20 protein-coding genes and 3 pseudogenes are annotated in these 19,431 nt (G+C 60.5%); 9 read left to right on the forward strand and 14 right to left on the reverse strand.

Going from position 1 to position 19,431, the window contains the following annotated elements; translation table 11 throughout:
• Positions 1 to 14 precede the first annotated feature (14 nt).
• The 5 genes and pseudogenes from X756_RS138600 to X756_RS0135560 all read right to left on the reverse strand — a co-directional run bounded on the left by X756_RS138600 (position 15) and on the right by X756_RS0135560 (position 4,506).
• Positions 15 to 413 (reverse strand): hypothetical protein, encoded by a 399-nt coding sequence (locus tag X756_RS138600; protein ID WP_023731565.1) that lies wholly within the window; start codon positions 411 to 413, stop codon positions 15 to 17.
• Positions 414 to 497: 84 nt separating this feature from the next.
• Positions 498 to 973 (reverse strand): annotated as a pseudogene (locus tag X756_RS01000000166120) (hypothetical protein).
• 96 nt (positions 974 to 1,069) lie between these two features.
• Positions 1,070 to 3,202 (reverse strand): ParB/RepB/Spo0J family partition protein, encoded by a 2,133-nt coding sequence (locus tag X756_RS138595; RefSeq protein WP_023731567.1) that lies wholly within the window; start codon positions 3,200 to 3,202, stop codon positions 1,070 to 1,072.
• A gap of 173 nt (positions 3,203 to 3,375) precedes the next feature.
• Positions 3,376 to 3,595, reverse strand: a pseudogene (locus tag X756_RS1000000168185) (DUF2958 domain-containing protein); the annotation flags it as partial.
• Positions 3,541 to 4,506: an RNA ligase family protein gene (locus tag X756_RS0135560; protein ID WP_023731568.1), complete on the reverse strand. Its 966-nt coding sequence runs from the start codon at positions 4,504 to 4,506 to the stop codon at positions 3,541 to 3,543. The pseudogene X756_RS1000000168185 and the gene X756_RS0135560, both read right to left, overlap by 55 nt.
• Positions 4,507 to 4,548: 42 nt before the next feature.
• Between X756_RS0135560 and X756_RS138590 the strand changes: the two genes are divergently transcribed.
• Positions 4,549 to 4,737: a DUF3606 domain-containing protein gene (locus X756_RS138590; protein WP_023731569.1), complete on the forward strand. Its 189-nt coding sequence runs from the start codon at positions 4,549 to 4,551 to the stop codon at positions 4,735 to 4,737.
• A gap of 5 nt (positions 4,738 to 4,742) precedes the next feature.
• Here X756_RS138590 and X756_RS1000000169040 read toward each other — a convergent pair whose 3' ends face one another.
• Positions 4,743 to 4,991, reverse strand: a complete 249-nt coding sequence (locus tag X756_RS1000000169040) for a hypothetical protein (protein ID WP_023713611.1) — start codon at positions 4,989 to 4,991, stop codon at positions 4,743 to 4,745.
• A gap of 121 nt (positions 4,992 to 5,112) precedes the next feature.
• Here X756_RS1000000169040 and X756_RS138585 point away from each other — a divergent pair, with 121 nt between their 5' ends.
• From X756_RS138585 to X756_RS1000000170465, 5 genes and pseudogenes are all read left to right on the forward strand, one after another.
• Entirely contained in the window at positions 5,113 to 5,382 is a 270-nt protein-coding gene (locus tag X756_RS138585; protein ID WP_023713612.1) for a DUF982 domain-containing protein, read from the forward strand.
• A gap of 2,178 nt (positions 5,383 to 7,560) precedes the next feature.
• Positions 7,561 to 8,394: a thermonuclease family protein gene (locus X756_RS1000000168195; RefSeq protein ID WP_245264590.1), complete on the forward strand. Its 834-nt coding sequence runs from the start codon at positions 7,561 to 7,563 to the stop codon at positions 8,392 to 8,394.
• A 239-nt stretch (positions 8,395 to 8,633) separates the two neighbouring features.
• A pseudogene (locus X756_RS1000000170640) lies at positions 8,634 to 8,726 on the forward strand (SOS response-associated peptidase); the annotation flags it as partial.
• A gap of 113 nt (positions 8,727 to 8,839) precedes the next feature.
• The gene (locus X756_RS1000000170645) at positions 8,840 to 8,932 is read left to right on the forward strand and encodes a hypothetical protein (protein WP_348524298.1); all 93 of its coding nucleotides are present in this window, start codon (positions 8,840 to 8,842) and stop codon (positions 8,930 to 8,932) included.
• Between the two features lie 29 nt (positions 8,933 to 8,961).
• Positions 8,962 to 9,327: an SOS response-associated peptidase family protein gene (locus X756_RS1000000170465; protein ID WP_280800017.1), complete on the forward strand. Its 366-nt coding sequence runs from the start codon at positions 8,962 to 8,964 to the stop codon at positions 9,325 to 9,327.
• 202 nt (positions 9,328 to 9,529) lie between these two features.
• On the opposite strand, the gene X756_RS0135580 is transcribed toward X756_RS1000000170465, so the two are convergent.
• Together X756_RS0135580 and X756_RS138575 are read right to left on the reverse strand one after the other, a co-directional pair.
• Positions 9,530 to 10,372: a plasmid partitioning protein RepB C-terminal domain-containing protein gene (locus X756_RS0135580; protein ID WP_023731574.1), complete on the reverse strand. Its 843-nt coding sequence runs from the start codon at positions 10,370 to 10,372 to the stop codon at positions 9,530 to 9,532.
• A complete protein-coding gene (locus tag X756_RS138575; protein WP_084569983.1) occupies positions 10,366 to 11,970 on the reverse strand; it encodes a recombinase family protein in 1,605 nt (534 codons plus the stop codon). Before X756_RS138575 ends, X756_RS0135580 begins: the two co-directional genes overlap by 7 nt.
• 113 nt (positions 11,971 to 12,083) lie before the next feature.
• Here X756_RS138575 and X756_RS138570 point away from each other — a divergent pair, with 113 nt between their 5' ends.
• The 3 genes from X756_RS138570 (at position 12,084) to X756_RS1000000169045 (ending at position 13,684) form a co-directional block, all read left to right on the forward strand.
• The gene (locus X756_RS138570; RefSeq protein ID WP_023731576.1) at positions 12,084 to 12,485 is read left to right on the forward strand and encodes a type II toxin-antitoxin system HicB family antitoxin; all 402 of its coding nucleotides are present in this window, start codon (positions 12,084 to 12,086) and stop codon (positions 12,483 to 12,485) included.
• Positions 12,486 to 12,683: 198 nt separating this feature from the next.
• Entirely contained in the window at positions 12,684 to 13,001 is a 318-nt protein-coding gene (locus X756_RS138565; RefSeq protein WP_023731577.1) for a YMGG-like glycine zipper-containing protein, read from the forward strand.
• Positions 13,002 to 13,516: 515 nt separating this feature from the next.
• Positions 13,517 to 13,684, forward strand: a complete 168-nt coding sequence (locus X756_RS1000000169045; RefSeq protein ID WP_023713678.1) for a hypothetical protein — start codon at positions 13,517 to 13,519, stop codon at positions 13,682 to 13,684.
• A gap of 217 nt (positions 13,685 to 13,901) precedes the next feature.
• On the opposite strand, the gene X756_RS138560 is transcribed toward X756_RS1000000169045, so the two are convergent.
• The 6 genes from X756_RS138560 to X756_RS01000000166135 all read right to left on the reverse strand — a co-directional run bounded on the left by X756_RS138560 (position 13,902) and on the right by X756_RS01000000166135 (position 19,092).
• Positions 13,902 to 14,780 carry a YihY/virulence factor BrkB family protein gene (locus tag X756_RS138560; RefSeq protein WP_031239541.1) on the reverse strand — a complete coding sequence of 293 codons (879 nt, stop codon included), beginning with the start codon at positions 14,778 to 14,780 and terminating at the stop codon, positions 13,902 to 13,904.
• 125 nt (positions 14,781 to 14,905) lie between these two features.
• The gene (locus tag X756_RS138555; RefSeq protein WP_031239542.1) at positions 14,906 to 16,090 is read right to left on the reverse strand and encodes an acyltransferase; all 1,185 of its coding nucleotides are present in this window, start codon (positions 16,088 to 16,090) and stop codon (positions 14,906 to 14,908) included.
• Between the two features lie 394 nt (positions 16,091 to 16,484).
• Positions 16,485 to 17,306, reverse strand: coding sequence for a DUF3618 domain-containing protein (locus tag X756_RS138550; protein WP_023731580.1), 822 nt, complete (start codon positions 17,304 to 17,306; stop codon positions 16,485 to 16,487).
• Entirely contained in the window at positions 17,303 to 17,695 is a 393-nt protein-coding gene (locus X756_RS138545; RefSeq protein WP_023731581.1) for a phage holin family protein, read from the reverse strand. The genes X756_RS138550 and X756_RS138545 overlap by 4 nt, the downstream gene beginning before the upstream one ends.
• A gap of 120 nt (positions 17,696 to 17,815) precedes the next feature.
• Positions 17,816 to 18,376, reverse strand: coding sequence for a hypothetical protein (locus X756_RS1000000170145; RefSeq protein ID WP_023731582.1), 561 nt, complete (start codon positions 18,374 to 18,376; stop codon positions 17,816 to 17,818).
• 260 nt (positions 18,377 to 18,636) lie between these two features.
• The gene (locus X756_RS01000000166135) at positions 18,637 to 19,092 is read right to left on the reverse strand and encodes a manganese catalase family protein (RefSeq protein WP_084569984.1); all 456 of its coding nucleotides are present in this window, start codon (positions 19,090 to 19,092) and stop codon (positions 18,637 to 18,639) included.
• Positions 19,093 to 19,431 lie beyond the last annotated feature (339 nt).

Raw genomic sequence — 19,431 nt, forward strand, 5'->3', positions numbered from 1 at the left:
TCGCATCTCCGGGTTCAACTGGATCGCGGGCGGCCCGCGAGGATCGCTTCGCCGCGCGCGATCGCCCATTCGGCCTTGCCGAGCCACCCCGGCGGCGTCGGTCGGCGGGCCCTTAGCATCGCCGACAATGATCTTGAGCAAGCCAGCATGAGTTCGAATTGTGCGGCCTTGCGCTGCACCGCTTCCCCAAAATGTGCATGAACCGGAATGGCCTGTCCACGATACGCGGCACCGGCGCCCTCCCATATGCCGGTGACATGGGCTTCGCCCGAGGACTCGCAATCCTCCCGCTGACCCGAACAGTCAGTGTCCTCGATGGCAAATCGGCACGCGACGTCGGGTGTCTCAGCCAAATAGGTTGAATGCCGGAACACTGGTAGGTGGTACGTCGTCTCGATGGTGAATTGCGGCATTTGCTGCTCCTGAAAAAGGGCGGCCCGGCGTTCGTCTCCGAGCCCCGGCCGGCGGGTCGAGGTTGATGTCCATGCGTGCAGGTGTTACGCCGCCGCCCGCCCCTCGACGACGTCGGCGCCGACTTCGTCAGCGGTGACGTCTTCAAGACGCGCATTGCGGTACCCGGTCTTGGCCAACCAGAGTGCGGCCGCCTCCCGGCTCTCGGCGAGGTACAGCAACTCTTCGTCGTCGCCGATCTGCTGCAGGACCCGGACCATGCCGATACCGGGCTGCTCGACGATCTTGAAGCTGAGGTCGCTGTCGACCGAGTAGGTTCGCATGACCGTCACGAGGATGACGCCGCCGGAGGAGAAGTTACCTTCATTGAGCGTGATCGAGGCCGGTGCGCTGTAGGTCGGACGGTCGCGCGGCGATGCCTTGCGGACCAGACGGCCGAGGCGTTGCGACGGCCCCAGTCGGCGAGCTTGCGGGTAAAGCGCGCCGGCGGTTTGGGGGTGCCGTCCGAGTACTGGATCAGCGAGCCTAGCGGGGCGTTGTCATAGACGATGTGGGCGGACATGGATGTCTCCTGAAACGAAAAGGCCCGACAGGGCGTCGGGCCATGAGGGTGAGGTGAAGGGGAACGGGGCGACCGGAGTCGCCCCGTCGATGGGTGCTATTCGGCAGCGACAGCGTGTGCGATGACCTCATCGGCTGCCGCCGAGTCGTCTTCGTCATCGCCGGCGAGGAATTCGGGCAGGTCAGGTTCCTCGCCCTCGCCCGGCTGCGCGGGCCGTGCGTCATGATCGATCAGACGGAGCGGTTCGGGTAGCCAGCCACTATCGGCAAGGAGGCGTTCGGCCTCCTTGGCCATGTCGCCCTTCTTGAGGTGGTCGATGAGTTGAGCCGCCTGCTCGCTGGCACCTTCGCGCACGGCTTCGAGGATGCGGGACTTGGTGACCCGGCCGAGATAATTATCGACCGTCGGCCGCCAGCCCGCATCCACCATGTCGAGCCCGGTGGCGTGGGAGAGCCGGTCGGCTTCGCGCAAGCGCTGCTCCAGCCCGTGCTGGGAAACGCCGCTGCCATAGGGGTTAGGTCGCTCGAACAGCGCGTTGATCCCATAGCTGACGCAATGCGCCAGCAGTGCGTGCTGACTGGCTTCATCGAGACTGTCGAGCCAAGCCCACAGAGTCTGATCGTCACCGAGCGGAATGTCGCCCTTCCACGCCTCATGGCGTTCGTCGATCGCCTTGGCCGCGGGGCTGTCTTTCAGCTCGGCGTCTTGCGTCGGCAAGTGGACATGTCGGACGAACGCCTCGAGGCAGCCAGTCGCGGAGCGATGACCGAAGGTGTCGAGGACGAGCCGATGCAACAGCGCCGTGATGGCCACATGCTGGTTCTCGGCCACGGCATTGCGCAGCGCCAACGTGCGATACGCGGTGAGCTCGATCACCAGGCGTTCGGGCAGCGGCTTGATGGCGTCGCCGTCATCCTCATCGGGCTCGGACGTTTGCGCGCCGATGGTGATGGTGGCGCGGCGAACCGAAGGATCGTCGCTTCCCTCCTCGCTCCCGGTCACACCGCCGGGCTCGGCGGCGTCGCCGTCGACCGCTTCCAGCGCTTCGTCCTCGGGGCGCACATATCCGCGATCGACGACCAGGTCACCGTCACGGTTGATGCTGATGAAGGCACCGGCGCGGCCGATATCGGCGGGATCGTAGTTCATCGGGCGGCTCTCGAACGCCTCCAGCACAGACTCGATCTCGCCGAGACGTTGATCGACCGCGTCGGGGAGTTCGTCGGATTCACCATACTCGGCTTCCAGCCGTTCGTACTCCGCGCGCAGGGCTTCGCGTTCCGCCCGCTCCGCGTCGGTCAGATCGACGGGGGTGCCGGCCAGTGCCCGCAGACCGTGATTATGGCCATAAGGCAGATCGACATCGACCACGATCCACTTCCAGCCCTCCGTCGCGATTTCGTCGGCGATCGACTTCAGCTTGTCGCGGACCAAGCGGTCGAGCAGAGCGGGGTCCTGAAGCCAGCCGCCATTCTCGGCCTCGAACAGGTCGCGCAGCACCATGCCGCCGGCAGCGACATACGCGTCGACACCGACGAACAGCGCCCGGCGATCGCTTGCCCGCACAGTGGTTTCCGTCAAAAGGCGCCGGATCTGCTGCGGCTCCTTCGACCAGGAGTTCTCGAGCGCCTCCCAGACCTGCTCCTGACGGGCGTGATCGTCGGTCACGGTAAAGGCCATGAGATGCTCGAGTTGCATTCCCTCCTGCTCGTAGACCTCGTGCAGCTTGGGCGAAACTTTTGCGAGCCGCAGGCGCTGCTGGACAAAGGTAGCGGACACGAAGAAGCGTGCCGCAATCTCCTCATGGCTGGCGCCCTGATCGTGCAGGGTCTGGAAGGCCCGGAACATATCCAGGGGATGTAAATCTTCGCGCTGAAAATTCTCGGCCAGCGAGTCCTCCTCGATCGGGATCGCGCTGTGGGCGTCGCTGACGACGCAGGGAACCGGCTCGGTCTTGATCATGCGCTTCTGCTTGACCAGCAGTTCCAGCGCGCGATAGCGGCGCCCACCAGCCGGCACCTCAAACATGCCGGTCTCATTGCCCTCGCCATCCAGCACTGGCCGGACGTTGAGACTCTGCAAGAGGCCGCGTCGTGCGATCGAGGCGGCGAGGTCCTCTATCGTTTCCCCGCGCTTGATGCGCCGGACATTGGCCTGGCTCAGCACCAGCTTGTTGAAGGGGATGTCACGTGAAGCGTTGAGGGTGATCTTCTGCTTGGGCGTAGCCATGTGGACTGTCTCCGCGACGGGCGGCCGAGACTCTCTCGACCTCCAAACCCGTCAAAAGAAACGGGCGCAGCCCTCTCACTCTGAGGACTGCGCGGCACACCGAAAATCCGGAGGGCGACAGGGCCGCAGACACGACTTTGCGCATCTGGCATTGGGGATTTCAAGCTGAGATCTCACGCGCCGTCTCGGCCAGACTGGGCGGCGTGGTAGAGGATGCGTTCCGCGTCGCGAAGGCTTTCCGGCCCGGCGGGCGGCCTCTGCCCAGACCGAAATCGGTAGGTCGGTGGTAAAGAGGATATCGCGCTCGATACCCACGCGGATAGGCAGCCCGACCGACGTCATCTCGAAGAGCGAGAAACTGCCCTGCTCGGGATATCCGAGACCGGCGAGACCNTCAGACGTGTGCTCTTCCGATCTTTGAAGAGCTTCACGACCGGTACGTGATCGGCGTTAACCCACTGTGTCGCCGGCCGCCTCATCCCCTTCGGTGCCGGCCCAGCGTGCTCCTGGACGCGCTTCCATAGCCGTTCGCGAATAGGGCGGCTGGAGTTGATGAACGCTGAGCCTACATACTGGCCGGTCTTCCGGTCGGCCATCAGCGCAAAGGCCGGCTTGCCGGGTTCACGCTCGACGCCAAGCAAATCGTATTCTTCCACCATGTAGCTTTTCACCTTCAGCCAGGCGGACGACCGGCCGCTGCGGTATTTGCTGTCACGTCGCTTCGATACCATACCCTCAAGGCCGGCTTCATCGATCAGGTGGAATATGGCTTTAGCGTCTCCGGGCAGCGCTTGGCTGAACTGGATGCGGTCATCAGGCAAGATGAGGCCTTCCAGGATTTCGCGTCTGTCTTCGATATCCATGTCCCGCAGATCGTGACCGTTCAAGTGGAGGAGATCGAAGGCGACGAAGTAGAGGTCATGCTGGCGGCTGGTGATGGCTTTGCGCAGCGCCTGATAGTCCGAAAGGCCGGCTTCGTTGAGTACGACTATTTCGCCGTCTATGATGGCATTCTCAACGCCAAGGCGTTTTGCGGCACCGGCCAGATCCCTGTATTTTGCCGTCCAATTGTGGCCGTTGCGCGTGAAGATGCGCACGTCATGATCGATGATGATTTGGCTGCGGTAGCCGTCGAACTTGACTTCGTGAATCCATTCGTCGCCTTCGGGAGGCTTCTCGACCAAGGTCGGCAGCAAAGGCTCGACGAACTTTAGACGCATGAACTCACCCACACCCGGCGATTCAATTAGCTTGTGCTGAAATGGTTCCGAAACCGGAAAACCGGCTTTTGGTGCAACAAACACGCTAAATGAACGTTGCTCGATATTCGCAGGAGGAATCGAGATATGGCCGATGACAAGAGCAAGCGGGATTTCCGCGATCGGGACCGTATCTCAGCCGACGAGGATTATGAAGTTGAATATTTCGCAACAAAGACCGGCATCACACCCCAGCAGGTCAAAGAGTTGATTGCGAAGCACGGCAACCAACGCGAGACGTTGGAGCGGGAAGCCAAGGCGCTGCGGAAACAATGACCAGGCTATCTGATCTCGGCAGACCACTGATCGGGCACCGACATGAAGGCCCGCCCGCGAGCGAACTCGCGCATTTCCTCCCTTGCCCTGTTTGCGGGCAACAGATCGATATGCGCGATTTTCGCCAGGTCACCTATCATGCCGATCCGCAGCACGAGCCGCTCGAACTGGACGCGTAGGACGCAAAAAGCTCGACTGCTGAATTGAGTTTTAATCCATGTTTTGGCGAAACGTGGCGGGGCTGCACCGGCCATTGCTATGGGTCCAACCGCCGATTCAATTGGCTCGTGCTGAAATGGGTCCAAGATCAAATAGGCATGGAAACCAAAAAGCTCTTGTTGCGTTCGGCGCACTAAAAGGTCGGGAGGTTGTGCCATGGGCACCTTTTTACCGCTGTTCGTTAAGCTGGTAGACCGTAAATCAATGACGGTTTCCTCTATCTGTGAGGCCGAGGAAGCGCTCCAGGGGCAGTGGCCAAATAAGGGTGCGGCGGCCTATAGGGATGCGTGCCGATTGATCGCGGAGGCCAAGGATGGAAGCTGCAGTCCGGCCGTAGCATTTGCGGCGTTCAAGGCCGCCGCTATCGACCAGCACCTGCTGCAGCCCGAGCCCGGCGCTCGGCATGTTCGACACAACGTGCCATAAACCATCGTGATGATTAACCGCCGTCCCCCAGTATCAAATAGGGACCGACACAGGGGAGTCTCGCTTGGTCGCGCGACGGTGGGCTCGCACCGACCGGGGCAGGTGATGCGAGCCCGGCCGAGTCTTGCGGGACCTCGACCAGCAGCGAACNACGGTGGGCTCGCACCGACCGGGGCAGGTGATGCGAGCCCGGCCGAGTCTTGCGGGACCTCGACCAGCAGCGAACACCCACTCGCTGCCGTTCTATCAACAAGCCCCCAAATTTCAGGTTCCGCTAACGTACAAAAAAGCCCACCAGCCGTTGAGGTAGTGGGCAGTTTTGGGAGACGCTGATATGGGAACAGTGCGACCGCCCGAAGTGTTTCGAGGCGACGATATTCCAAGGGGGATTCACAGATCCGCGCTTTCGATGTTCAGCGAAGGGCGGTCAAGTTGCTCGCCTTGGGGGAGCTTCCAATCCTAGACGAGAAGACTGATCGCTCGCGAAAGCGACGGCATCTGCCTCATTTTCGAATGCTCGGGAATACGTTTCACCGTTCCTCCCTATGATGCGAACAACCCACTCGCCTAACGAATGGCGGACCTCTAGGAAGAGGGAAGACGAAAACGGCGGCCGGTAAGTGACGCTGTCCAATGCCCTCGGGAGGCTTGTCCCGCCAAAATCGGCTCCATGATCGGAGGAATGAACTTCACGCATGCACTGACTCCCGAGACCGCGAGTCAATTAGCGCGTGCTTAATTAGTTCCNATCGGAGGAATGAACTTCACGCATGCACTGACTCCCGAGACCGCGAGTCAATTAGCGCGTGCTTAATTAGTTCCGGAGCGTTTTAACGAATCGTTGACAGCGCTGTCCCAGAATAGGACGGCGCGGTCAACCCCAACCTTGGCTGCGCAGGCGGCTCTGGCATCGAGTTCCACCCCGAACTGTCGGAGCCGCCACCCACATTCCGCAATTTACCAGCAATGGTTGAATCAACCGTTACTGCACGTGCTTTCCATGGCGCTTCCCCGATCCTTAGACTTTGACGAACAAACCGGGGATACACAGAGGCGTTCCGATCTAGACTCGACCGATGGAAACCATCTTCGATGACATCGCCAACGCCCTCAGAGAGCCCCGCCAGGATGCTTGGCGCCCTGTCCGCGCCTTCGGCCCTTGATCTTGCCGACAAGCTGTTCCTTGGCCTGCCATAGGCCTGGGTGTTGGCTTCGGAATGGCGATCTCGGGTTAGCCGGCCCCGATCAGGTAAAACAATGCGCTAAGAACCGCAGCGACTGATGCCCCGGCTATGAGCATGGCGGCGGTGCTGTTTGCGCCGATTGGCAGGCTTCTTCCCGTCCGCACCCGCGTATGCGCTGTAAATTCGCCGCCCGTCGTCACCGAACCTATCGATGTTCGGGTAAGCCTTCTTAGGCTTGGATCTCGGTCGAAGTATTTTCATGGCCTAGCCCGGATCGTGAACAACACCCGAAGTTTAGCGGCTCCTGATGTATGGACTCGAGCGTGGAATGGACGCGTTCTTTGCACGGGGGGAGAGAGGGCGTGGGCAAAGTCCAGCGTCATGGAGGGGCTAACCAGGCCGACCGCTGGCGCAAGAACGCCAAGCGGCGGCGGTTGTGGCGATGGCAATACTGCCGGCGCTGGTGATGGTTCCCTTGACCGCTTTTTTCACCGTTAACCGACAAGCTCTCGACACCTCCAATATGGTTCTGGGAGGTGAAGGGCAGCTCCCTCTTTCTGCTAAGAAGGTACTCGGAGGCCGTCGGTTCGTATCAGAAGGCCGGCGACCAATTCTTCATTCATCCCTTTCTCGCAGCGGCGTACGCTCATTTGGGCGAGACGCAGAAGGCGCGTGCTGAAGTTCAGGAAGCACTGATAAGGAAACACGACCTGACTATCCGGCTGATTTCACGTCTCCCGTTCGCCCACCAAGTCGACCTCGAGCTTTTCACGTCAGGCTTCAGAAAGGCCGGTTTTCCCGCGTGAACGCACCTTCGGGAGCGCGCCGGTCAGGCCCGACAGCCGAATGCACCCCAACAGGTCATCGAACCCCCTTAACCGAGATCGAAGTCGAGGGGCGTCGGCACGCATCGGCTTCGGGGCTAGCATTCCGCGCGTCTCGTCTTCTGGACTCTTCGTTGAAACAGTCGCATCCTCTCTGCGGGGATGAGGGCGTGGACAAATACCGATACGACAATCGATCTGATCGCTGGCGAAAGCGAACCGGTGCCAAGCATAGCCGTGCGCACCGATGGGCGAATGTGCCGCGGCGCCTGATTTTGGTGACTGCGGTAGCGGCTGGCGCTCTGGTCGCGCAAACCGCCATCCAGCACAGCGAAAGTTTGCCAGAGATCAATGCATCGAATTGGTTCGGCTCGAAGCCGGCGCCGATCGCCGGTGTCGCGTCTGTGATCGACGGCGACACGATCGAGATCCACGGACAGCGCATCCGCTTCAACGGCATCGATGCGCCCGAGAGTAAGCAATATTGCGAAGACGCTAAGGGCTTCGAATACGCCTGCGGGCGCCATGCTGCCCAAGCCTTGGACGAGTTCCTGGCTGCATTGCGTCCGTTGCATTGCAGCTTTGTTAACCGAGACCGGTACGGCCGGCTTGTTGGGGATTGCGATCGCGCCGACGGTCGCAACGTCCAGAGCTGGCTTGTCGAGCGGGGCTTGGCACTAGATTGGCCGCGCTACAGCCACGGAGCCTACGCAAGACAGCAGGCGAAGGCCCAGGCGGCGAAGGTCGGTCTGTGGGCTGGAGCGTTTCAGGCGCCATGGGATTGGCGCGCAGAGCATGCGAACGGCACCACCAGGCCGTCAGCAAAACAACCACTCGGTATCATGCGTAATGGGCAGGTGGCGCAGAGCTATTCTTGTCAGCCACGGCGAACCTGTCCCCAGATCAGCTCATGCAACGAGGCGAACTGGTATTTGGCCAACTGCTCTTGGGGCGGCAAGCTTGACCGCGACAAGGACGGCATTCCTTGCGAGAGCCTTTGCTAAGTCCGCAGTGAGAGGGACATGGCATGATCGTCGTCGACTTTGCCCTTTTTGCCTCCACGGCGCAGACCAAGGGGAACTCTGTGGTCGCCCAGAGCCTTCCGCAAGGCTACTGGCGAAGGCAATCAATCGGTCACCGCCGCCAAGATACGCGGCGTCTGGCGCCGCAGCGACGAGTATAGGAGAATTCCGACCTTGGCCCGCTCAGCGTGCCTGAACTCCTGCGCAACTGAGGCAGAGCGATGTGCGGACGTTACACCAAATATCTGTCGTGGTCGGAAATCCACCGGCTCTACCGCCTGACTGCGCCGGCGGAGACGGGCCGCAACGACGAGCCCCGGTACAACATTGCGCCGACTCAGGATGTCCCATTCGTCACTGCCGGTGAGGATGGCACCACAGGCTCCGTGAAGGGCGCTGGTGGCTGGTCCCTTTCTGGGCAAAGGAAATGCCCAAGGCGGCTATGTTCAATGCGAGGATTGAGGGCATCGATGCAGCGCCCGCCTTCCGCGACGCGCCTACAAGTCCAAGCGCTGCCTGATCCCTGCCGATGGCTTCTACGAGTGGACGATATCGCCAGCCGACGGCAAGAAAGACCCTTGGCACATCTACCAGCCAGGCCACGCGCCTTTCTCGTTCGCCGGGCTTTGGGCTTACAATTCCAATCTCGACATAACCAGCTGCACCATCATCACCGAGCCTGCCGCAGAACCGATGAAGCAGTTGCATGATCGGCAGCCTCTCATTCTCGACCCGGCCTACTATGACGCCTGGCTGGACCCGGCGACGCCCAAGGACAGCCTCAAGGACATTCTCAGCCACGACATCGACGGTCAGCTGCAGTTCAATCGCGTTGGGCGTGAGGTGAACACCAGCGCCGTCAACAAGTTGCCCAACGACCATCCCGGCCTCGTTGGGCCGATCAACCCGCTATGAGCAACGAACCGGGCCGGCTTGCCGAAGACATGACAGCGATTCCGCGCGGCCGAGAGCCGATCGAAAATCGCTTTGCGAGCATTCTGGCTGCGGCAAGCTCGGCGGGTTTGGCTTTTCGAGGCATAGACAGAAGTCACATTGGTTCTGTTGTTTGCGTCCCGGCGACGGCTATCGGTTTCTATAGGAGTTGACGTCCGACCATCTAGCGCCCCTGTTCGAGGCATGGCATCGAGAAGCTGTGAAACTCTTCAAAATGCCCCGGAAAGGTCCGGGCGAGATACCGCACCACTCTGGAATTATCCATCAACCGGTCGAAAAAGCGGTTGGCTGCGACAAGCTCCAGGCCCACCTGGCCATGACGTTCCGCGGCGCTGAGAACCGCAAGGCTTACCGCGCCGACATCGAGCACCATCGCGCCGCGCTGGTCTTCCGCCTGTGTGGTGATCGTTGAGAGATTAAAACCCTCGACCAGCAGGGCTTGCGGTGTCAGAGCGACGAGTAGTCTCGCGTAGGTGATCCTGACCCGGTCCATCGCCACCATCAGCCGGGCAATCTCCAATTGCCTGGCTGGCAGCACCTTCTGGAGCAACCCGAAGATTTTTGTTTTTACCGGCGCGTCCCGAAGCAGGTCGAGGACATCAGGGCAAATTCCGTTAACGGCTTTCCGGTTCTCGCCTGTCTCGGAAGCGGGTTTTCCGGGAGAGCAGAACATTTGCGGCTCGCGGGTCGCGCCACGCAACCTATGTGCCAGTAGGCTTGGCATTGTCCTGAAGCCCTCGGACACCAGCGTGGCGCAGAATTGCTTGTCGCGCATCATCAGGTGGAGCGCCGCTACTATCCGGTCCAGGCTCTGTTCAGACTTTGCCGCTTGCGTTACGAAATCGCGCATGCGTTTGCATTCCGTATCGTAGGTCGCCAAAAATTCGTGTGAACGAAGCCTCTTCTTGGACCCTAATGCGCCAGCAACAATATTGCTCGCATGTCTGTCGCCACCGTTTTCCAACGCACGGTAGGCGGCGTCCTTGGCTAAGCGCTTGACTACCAAGCCACGCCTCCGACAGGCTCTCGCTCTGCCAACCTGATAATGGGGTCGAGCGTGGGAAAAATATAGCTGTCCAGCGGTATCCCATTGATGGCATGCAGTTCCGATTTACCCGCGATCTCGTGGGCAGGCGCAATCAAATAGTCCCGAATGGTCAGGTCGCCGGGATTCATACGGATCAGGACGAAAATGTCGGGTAGTGGCCGTTTATCGGCCTTGGAAAACCAGCGAGGATAGCCGAAGCCGGAAACCCTGCATCGGCCCATTGTAATCGCCACCGTGATCTCCTCGTTTATCCGCAGGAGGTCCATCGCCATGTCATGGGCAGCAACCCCGCCCTGCTTATCAATCGCGCCCACAAGATCCCGGATAATCTGCAGCCTCATTGATTCCAGGTGCCGGTTCACGCCGATGAAGCGGTAGTTCTTGGATGGCTCGTATCCGATCAGTTCATATGCTTTGACAATGGTTCCAAAACGCCACTGGTAGCGTTGGGCCGGCGGGCACCCGGGATCCGCGTCGATCATGGCCAACGACAAGGCGCCACGGCGAGCCAGAAGCGCCCTTAGGGCGGCCAGCATCTCGTCGTTGGTCATGTGGCGATAGATGGTCTTGAGCACGATCTGCGCCCGATCGAACAGTTTGCTGTCGACGATCGGCTCCAGGACGTTTTCCACCCGCACCCACTGTTCGGGGGGATTGCGGACTTGATGGCTTCTCAGCCGGGCCGAATGCTTGTTCCAGACGCTGTTGCCAATGTAATTTTCGTTGGTCAGCACCGAGTGCACGGATTCCCGCGTCCATGGTCGCCCCAAATCGCTGAGCACGCCGCGCTTGTTGAGCAGTCTTGCCATCTCCAGCTCTGTCTTGCGTGTTCTGACAAAGTGACTGAAGATCCACTTCACTGTCGCAATCTCGTCAGGCGGGCCGAGCACCAGAACTATTCTATCCGCCTGCTGGCTCTTGTATTCGTAGGATGAAAGGATGCCTTTTGAGCGGCCGTGTTGATCGACAAGCAAGCGCCGCAGGCCAAAGCCGGCCTTCCCGCCCTGCCGGAAGCCCAGCCGGATCAACCTCGCCTGGCCGATGAAGACTTTTTGCGAGAGCATTCTGCTCTGCTCGGCAGCCATGCTCCGTTTGATTGCTTTGAGGACGTCTGAGCCGATGCTGCCGTCATTTGCGAATTGCTCGGCGCAAAATTCGATACGCACGCCGGCCATCTGGCATCGGTATTCGTAGGCTGCGCTTTCATCAATGTTCTGAAAACGCCCCCAACGGCTTACATCATAGACCACAACCGTCTCAAAATCGGCTCGCCCACTTTCGACATCGGCCAACAGCTTCTGAAGACCGGGGCGCCCTCCAAGGTTTAAACCGCTGCGACCGAGGTCCTCGTAAGTGGCGACAATGTCGTAAGCCATGATATCGGCATAGTCGCGAATGGCATCCGCTTGGTTGTCGATCGAGTAGGTCTGGTGTTCCGTCGACATGCGCACGTACTGCGCGGCGCGAACTCTAGGCACAGTCTGGTTCCCGCCATCTATCTTTGGCACTTTCCCCACACTCTCGACCGTTGCCCAGGCAATCTCTGCCTGGGGCATGCCCAACCTACTAGGCAGCTTCCTACGGTCCCATTAGGAATACCTCGACAGTTTGTGTCGAATGGCTCGATGTCTGATCGAGCCTCGAAGCCGCTCCTTGGGGGAACCGACCCGTGCGTCACTATATCGGACTGATCCACAAGCAAGCGGACAGCGACTTCGGCGTATCCTTTCCCGATTTTCCGGGCGTGGTCACCGCCGGCACCAGCCTGGACGACGCCCGCGCCATGGCTGAAGAGGCCCTGGCCTTCCATCTCGAAGGCCTTGTCGAGGATGGCGAAGCCATTCCCGAGCCATCATCCCTGGAAGATGTCATGTCGAACAATGACAATCTCAGCCGGGTCGCCGTCCTGGTAGCGCTCAAAGCCGAGACCACAAAGGTGGTGCGCGTCAACGTCACCATTCCCGAAGATGTCCTCGACCAGATAGATCGATATGCGGAACGCCATGGCTATAGCCGGTCCGGATTCCTGACCGCCGCCGCGAAAAAGGCGATACGCGACGAGCCAGCCTAGCTGCTCCTCAACGGATTCAAACCGAGGCGCTACCGACCTGTTCGCGCAGGCCGTTTCCGCTTTGGCAACCATTGTCTTCAAGGCCCGAGAAACCACGTCTCATTTCGTGAGAGGGCGTGCCGCCGTTTGGCCGCATTGCGCCAGCAACTGGCAACCATTCGCCCCGATCCGCGTTTGGGGCTCCAAAGGAGTTCCAAGATGATGATCAGACAAACTATTGGCGCCGTGCTCATGACTGCAGCACTTGCAGGCTGCGCGACTCAGACCGAACAGCAGCAGAGGGCAACCACAGGCGCACTCATTGGCGGCGGTGTCGGCGCCCTCGCCGGCCAGGCACTGGGCGGCAACACCGAAAGCACGGTCGTGGGTGCCGCCGGCGGTGCCTTGCTCGGCGCTGTCATCGGCCAGTCGACCACGCCGCAGCGCCGCGGCGAACAGCTTTGCCGTTACCAGGACCGTCGCGGCCGGATCTACACGGCGCCTTGTGATGATCGCTATTACAACAACGACTATTGATCCAGCCTCCCTGGAAGTGCGGCTCTCTAACCTTTGCTGCCGCCCTTCCAGGGACCCGGGATCCGTTCGGCGTTTCACAATATGAGACCCCGCTCGGTCCGACACCCTCTGCCTCATGAGCTTGCGCTTGGTGCTTGCAAGTATCCATTTCGCGGAAGCGACGTGAAGCGGTGGTTTTTGGCGCCAACAATCACATCGCATTGCGGCTGCTGAAAGTGCCGACAGCGACCACCTGAAGAACGGGGTGACGGTCACGCTGCCAAGCATCAAGGCGCCAAGCGCGCCTTGGCCAAGCGAACGGCTTGCGCTGCATGCACAAAATGTGGGATAATTTGTTGGGTGGAGATTCTCGCTCACACCATCCAAAGGCCTCCTTCGGAGGCCTTTTTCATGTCATGGTGGCTGGCAACTGAGTGCCACAACGATTAGGTGGCAGTCCCTGCCTAGGCGAAGAGTAGCACTGCCGCCAAGGTCCTTCGACCGCTTTAACGTCGTAAGCTTGGAGAACAATCCCGATGCTCAACAGCATTGCGGGCTGGCTCGATGCTGCAACTGCAATTGCCATTGTTCGGCTCCTGATTGACCTCATGAACCTGTACCGCTCCGCTGCCGCCAAGAAGGCGTCGGACGGCAGGCGCGCGAGATCAAAGCCGATACGCAAGCGCCGTCCGCGTCGCCGCTGAACCGCGTCTTCCCAACCAACTCAAACTGTGACCGCGATGGTTTGGCCCACCAGCGCCCCGTGCACTCATCATATGGCGTCGACCGTATCCAGCTCGCGTGCCCTGCTCGGTGATGCGGTCGGCGCCGACGGGTAATGATGCGGGTGGCGTCGCGAAGGCAGCCAGCCGGCGCGCCGCGCGCCTAGTCGATTTCGTCGTTAGTGGCGTGTGTTGCAAGTCAAGCACTGTGAAGCACAGCATCCAGATCGGACCTGCTGCCGTGTCGAATGGAATAGGCGCGAGTGATTTCCGCACCAAAAAGAAAAATTTCCGCCGAGTAGTAAGCCCACAACAGGATGACGAGGAGCCCACCGGCGGCCCCATATGAGGCCGCGACGGCGCTGGAGCCTATATACCAACCGATAAGCGATTTGCCGAGGGTGAACAGGGCAGCGGTCACAACAGCGCCAATCCAGACATCCCGCCATTCCAGGGTTCGATCAGGCAAGACCTTGAAGATAGCGGCCAAAATGGCAGCGAGGAGGACAAAAGAAACGACCGCGTTGATAACGGCCAGGACAAGTGTCCCGAACGGCAACTGTGCGTTGATGAGGTTGCCTAGGGCCGAAATCGCCGCGCTCGCGACTAGAGAGACGAGCAACATGAAGCCAAGTGCGGTGACCAGTCCCAGACTTACCGCACGTGCGCGCACCAGGCGCGACAACGAACTGCCCTGCGCTTCGACCTTCCATATCATGTTCAAGGACTGCTGTATTTCGCCGAAGACCCCGGAAGCGCTCACAAGCAAGGTGATGATGCCAATCACCGCCGCCCAGGTGCCGCGGGATGGCTTTTCGGATGCGCTCTTCAGTGCGGTTTGCAGGATATTTGCGCTTTCTGTACCCATCATCCCTGTGATTTGAGCGGACAATGCCGCTTGGGCTGCCTCGTGACAGAATGCGAGACCCGCAATTGCAATCACGATGAGCAGAATTGGCGCCAACGATGTTGTGGCATAAAAAGCGATTGCCGCGCCATGGCTGAGAGCATTGTCGTTGACGAACCCAACGACGGCTTCTCGCACCATTGCCCATGCATTTGTGATCCCGCGATGCATTTTTCGCCCCAGTCGAATTGGCGTTCACTAGCAATGCACCAGCACACGTGATGTTCCGGTTGCGGGCTACTAACGCCCTCAGGGAGAGCAGGCAACGTCAGTGGTTATGCGCCGCGCTTGGCGCCCTACTCCGCCGGGGTCTTCTCGAGCACCGGCGCAGTTTTCCGGCCAAAGCGCTGGACGACGAAGCGGCCCGCCTTCTGGCCGGGGACCTCGATCAGAGTGTAGGTGATCCAGGACAGCAACGTCACCGTCGGCAGCACAACGGCAACGACGATGGCGAAGCGCAGCGGCGCCGACAGTTGGTGGTCGAACTCACTGATGACGAACGCCGCGACGGGCTGCAGCACCAGCAGATGGATCAGGTAGATGCTGAAGGAAAGCTCGCCCATCAGGTGGAAGAACCGGTTGCTGAGCGTCACGGCGATCGCTCGCGCCAGCGTTCCCGCCCTTCCAGGCAGCATGCGGTAGAGAACCAGCGCAAAGAAGCCCGCCACCAGCGCTTCGCGCACCAGAAGCTTGCCCAGCCCCTGGCCGCCGCCAAAGGGCAGCGCCGCCAAAAGCATGGCCAATGCCAGATAGCGGAACGGCCTCGGTCGGGTTTGATGCACGACTCCGGCCAGCAGCATCCCGCACAGGAATATCTGCATCTTCAGCGGCAGAAAGGACGGCATCGGAAAATGGATCGACAACAGCCGCATCGCAAACACGATGACGCAGCCGATCGCCGCGACCACAAGGGCGCTCCTGATCCAGTCCAGCCTGCGAACCAGCAGCATGACGGCCGGGAACACGGCATAGAACTGCATCTCCAGCCCCAGGCTCCAGTCAGGCAGCGGCGTGCGATAGGCGAGGTTCGGCACCAGCCCAAACAGGAACGTGAGATGAGCGACGATGTTTTTCAGGCTGCCGTCGAGGTAGCGTTCCGGCGCCTGGTGCGATCTGGAGAGGAAATCGTCGATGATGATCCTGCAATCGTAGAGATAGGGGCCAAGCGCCAGCGCCAGGAAAAGCATGACATAGAACAGCGGCGCGATCCTGAAATAGCGGCGCGTCCAGAATTTCAGCCAGGTTTCCGGTCTTTGCCAAGGCTCCTTTTCCTGGCGCAGCTGATAGTGGAACACCATCAGGAAGCCGGACAGCATGATGAACAGGTCGACGCCGAGATCCGGCTCGCCGACGATCGGAATTTGCCAGCCGGTCAAAAGCATGCAGTGCCCGACCAGCACCCAGATCGCCGCAAGCGCGCGAAGCCCGTCCAGGCATTCGATGCGCGACGACTTGATGATGCTGGTTTCGTAGCTAGCCATGTTGCACTGCAGCATGGCGCCTGAGCAGCGATTGTCAACCCGGTGAGCGATGACGAATTGCGGTTACGAGTGCTGGACCGACCCTCGTATCGCCGTGCTCCATAAGTGGGTTTGGGACGAGGCCACGTGGCCCTGAAGGCCGGGACGGTCAGCCGCGCCAAACGGCGACAATTGGGCGCACTGCTGCTCGACAGCTTGTGAGCCGTGTTTGGACGGCTCTCCGTTAGCGAGGGTCCTATTTGAGCGCTCTGCAGTTCCGGCGCATCCTGGGAATTGCCGGGCACGTCACGTCAATTGGCTGAAGGCGGTCTGGGCCTTCGAAACGCAGCGATCAGCGCGACCATTATCACGCTTTCTGGAAGGGACCGACCATCGCTGATCCAGGATCGTCAAGCTAGGTTTGGCGCTGAGACGTATCGGAAATTCGTTCGCGCACGGCATGCTCGGTCTTGTCTGCTGTGGACTTCACGATCTCGCCGAGCTGATCGGCTATCGTGTCTGCTTCCATATCTTGCCGGCCAGCTTCCTGCTTGATGGTCTCATAGGCGTCGGCGGCGACCTGCTTGGCCTCATCGAGGCCCCTGTCGAGCAAAGTTTCGGCGGAATCGCGAAGCTTGTCGCCATAGGCGCCTAGTTGCTCGTCCTCCGTTGCGGTATGGGGCAGCATTGCACCTATAGCGGCGCCGATGGCGAGACCGACGGCCGCTACGGCCAAGGGTTGATCCTCCAACAGATCTTGCGCGGAGCGGCTGGCTTTCGCCGCCATGTCCCCAGTCGTCGAGCTTGCATTGGCAGCGCTTCCCGTCAGACCCGCCGCAGCGGCTCTTGCGGTGCTCGATATGGTGTCGCCGACGCTGGCAGCGCTCGAGGAGAGCGATTCCGCGGCGTCGGAGAGCGTGCCGCCCAAGCCGCCGCGCTCCCCTGCTACATCATGTCGTCCNCCAGCCGAACGGTGGGCGGTGTTTGAGGTACCGCTGCCGAACATCAGCCAGGCCAGACCTGCGCCCACCATGGTGACCGGCAAAGGATTGTCTCGGACCTGCGTTCTGAGATTGCTGAGCATGGCCGCGCTCTCCCCTCCCGAGAACAGCCCGGTGAACTCATCCAGCAATTGTCCAGGCGTCATCTTGCCTCGAATGGATTCGGCGGTCTCCATCACCCGAGCGCGAGCAGCCTCGGCCTCGCGTTCAAGTTCGGCTGCGGATTTCTCGTTCATCTCACCTGTTCCTTAATCGCGCTCGCGTCGCGCTTGAGCTGTCCCTGGGTCCGGTCGGGGGTAAGTTCCGAAGGCGCCATGCTGGCCGTCCCGGTCCGCAGCAGGATGACGCCGAGGACCGCCACGACCACACCGACCAGCAGGGAAGACCACCCCGCGCCAAGCCCTGCCCGCGTCAGCGCGATAATGAGCGCCTGCAGCAACACCAAGAGCGCGGCGAGCAGGCAAATCGCGCCGCCCAGCACTTCCGCGGCACCTGCTCCGGTTTTGGTAAGCTTTTCAGAGAGTTCGGCCCGAAACAGCCTCGCCTCGGTTTGCACCAGAGTGGTGACATTCTGGGCCAAATCGGTGACTAGCCCGGCAAGGCTGGGATTGTCCTGGTTGTTCATCTGTCCTGCTCCGCGATCTGCGTGGCCCCATCATCGCCGACCACGCCGAAATCTTGTGGACGATCAGCGGACCAACCCTTTGGCTGATCGGTGTGTGATCTGAGGCCTCCCGGAGCGGCCTCAGAATCGGGCGTTGCCGGCGGAGAAGCCTTGATNTGGCTGATCGGTGTGTGATCTGAGGCCTCCCGGAGCGGCCTCAGAATCGGGCGTTGCCGGCGGAGAAGCCTTGATGAACCGCCCGAGAGCCAATCCGGCCAACACCGATCCCGCAAGCAGGACACCGGGATTTTGCCGGCCGAAGGACTGCACGTCATCAAGGACTTGGCTAAAGGGCTTCTGTTTCAAGGACGATGAAAGCCGCTCAAGGCCACTGGCAGCATCCAAAGCGAACTTCGATGCGTTCCTTTCATCGTTGCTGGCAAGGTGATCGCTGGCCGCTCGCAGTGCACCACCCAACGCCGCCAAGCTCGATCCGATGTCGCGCTGCGCCTCCTCCGCCTTGTCGGAGATGACCTGCGTGGCTTCAGATGCATAGTCGCCAGCCTTACGGGTCACCTCGTCCCGCGCGTCGTGAAGCAACTCGCTGGCACGCTCATTTTCCTGGCGAAGTCTTTCGGAGACGTCGCTTTTCGCCTTGTCGAATTCGGTGGGCTGTCCGCCCTGATCCTTCTCATGCTGCATGAGGCCACCTAGTGAAAACCGAGGAAGGAGAGGACCGCGAGCACGACGACGATAAGGCCGATAAGATAGATGACACTGTTCATGTGCACGTCCTCCGTGGCTTTCCAACTTCGACGAACCTGCGATGTTCCGTAAGTGAGAGCATTTATCTCAGCCGAAACGAAGAGCTTCGTCAGGCACGCACCCAGTCACCAGTGAGTTGCCCTGTCCCTCGTGGGCAGGAGCCGAGTGCCGGCTGCCTCCTGTATTGCAATCTTTGCCTATTCGGCGGCCCCGCCTCGGCGTACCGGCGACCAGGGAGAACTCTCCCTTGCCGTCCATCGACGGTCCATCCTCCAACGGCCCCGCGCTGGTTCGATACCTTCGACGAAGCAATTGATGAAGGCATAGGATACGTCCTGATACACACGGGAAGGAGTTGGGACCGGCAGAAACGCGTTAAGTCCGCCCATGTCTTCAATGGCCGTGAGCCACTGCTGTGGGTCCATGGTGTCGCGCGCAATAAGGAAGGACACGATGTCCTTCATGCCGGGATCGTTGGTCATGTTGTACAGGCGGGTAGCAAGTACGCGGCCACTTCCTTCCGCAGTGACGTTTGCGACCATATCTGCGCAAGATTGCCGCCGGCGTAGGGATGCGAAGCATTGAAGGGAAACGCCGTTGGCGTTTTCAGGCAGTGCGGCCAGGCCGGTCGACAAGATTTGGCGGACGTTCATCCCGTTGAGGGCCGAGCCGCCGACCTGTCGGGGAAAGGCGGTAGCGCTTCCGCGACCACCTTACCCCCGCTGCTTTGACGCCATGCCCACCAGCTCGCCGACTCTGCGGCTGGAGATTGCACTCATCGCTAATGACTGCTGGGCGTACTTTTCTGGGGTGGATCGTGCCGGTCTGCCTGTACGCTCGAATTTCTGCCTTTGGGATTCCGCTGGGGCCAGCTCAAAGACCTGAGGCGCAAAAGCGGCCTGTCATGCATGCCTGAGCTAGGTGTTTGATCCCAGGCTTTGATGGCGCATACTTTTCGTCCGAATCAAAGGATGCGCTATGGGCCAGGTTCT

It is taken from the genome of Mesorhizobium sp. LNJC405B00, from assembly GCF_000502615.1.
GTDB lineage: Bacteria > Pseudomonadota > Alphaproteobacteria > Rhizobiales > Rhizobiaceae > Mesorhizobium.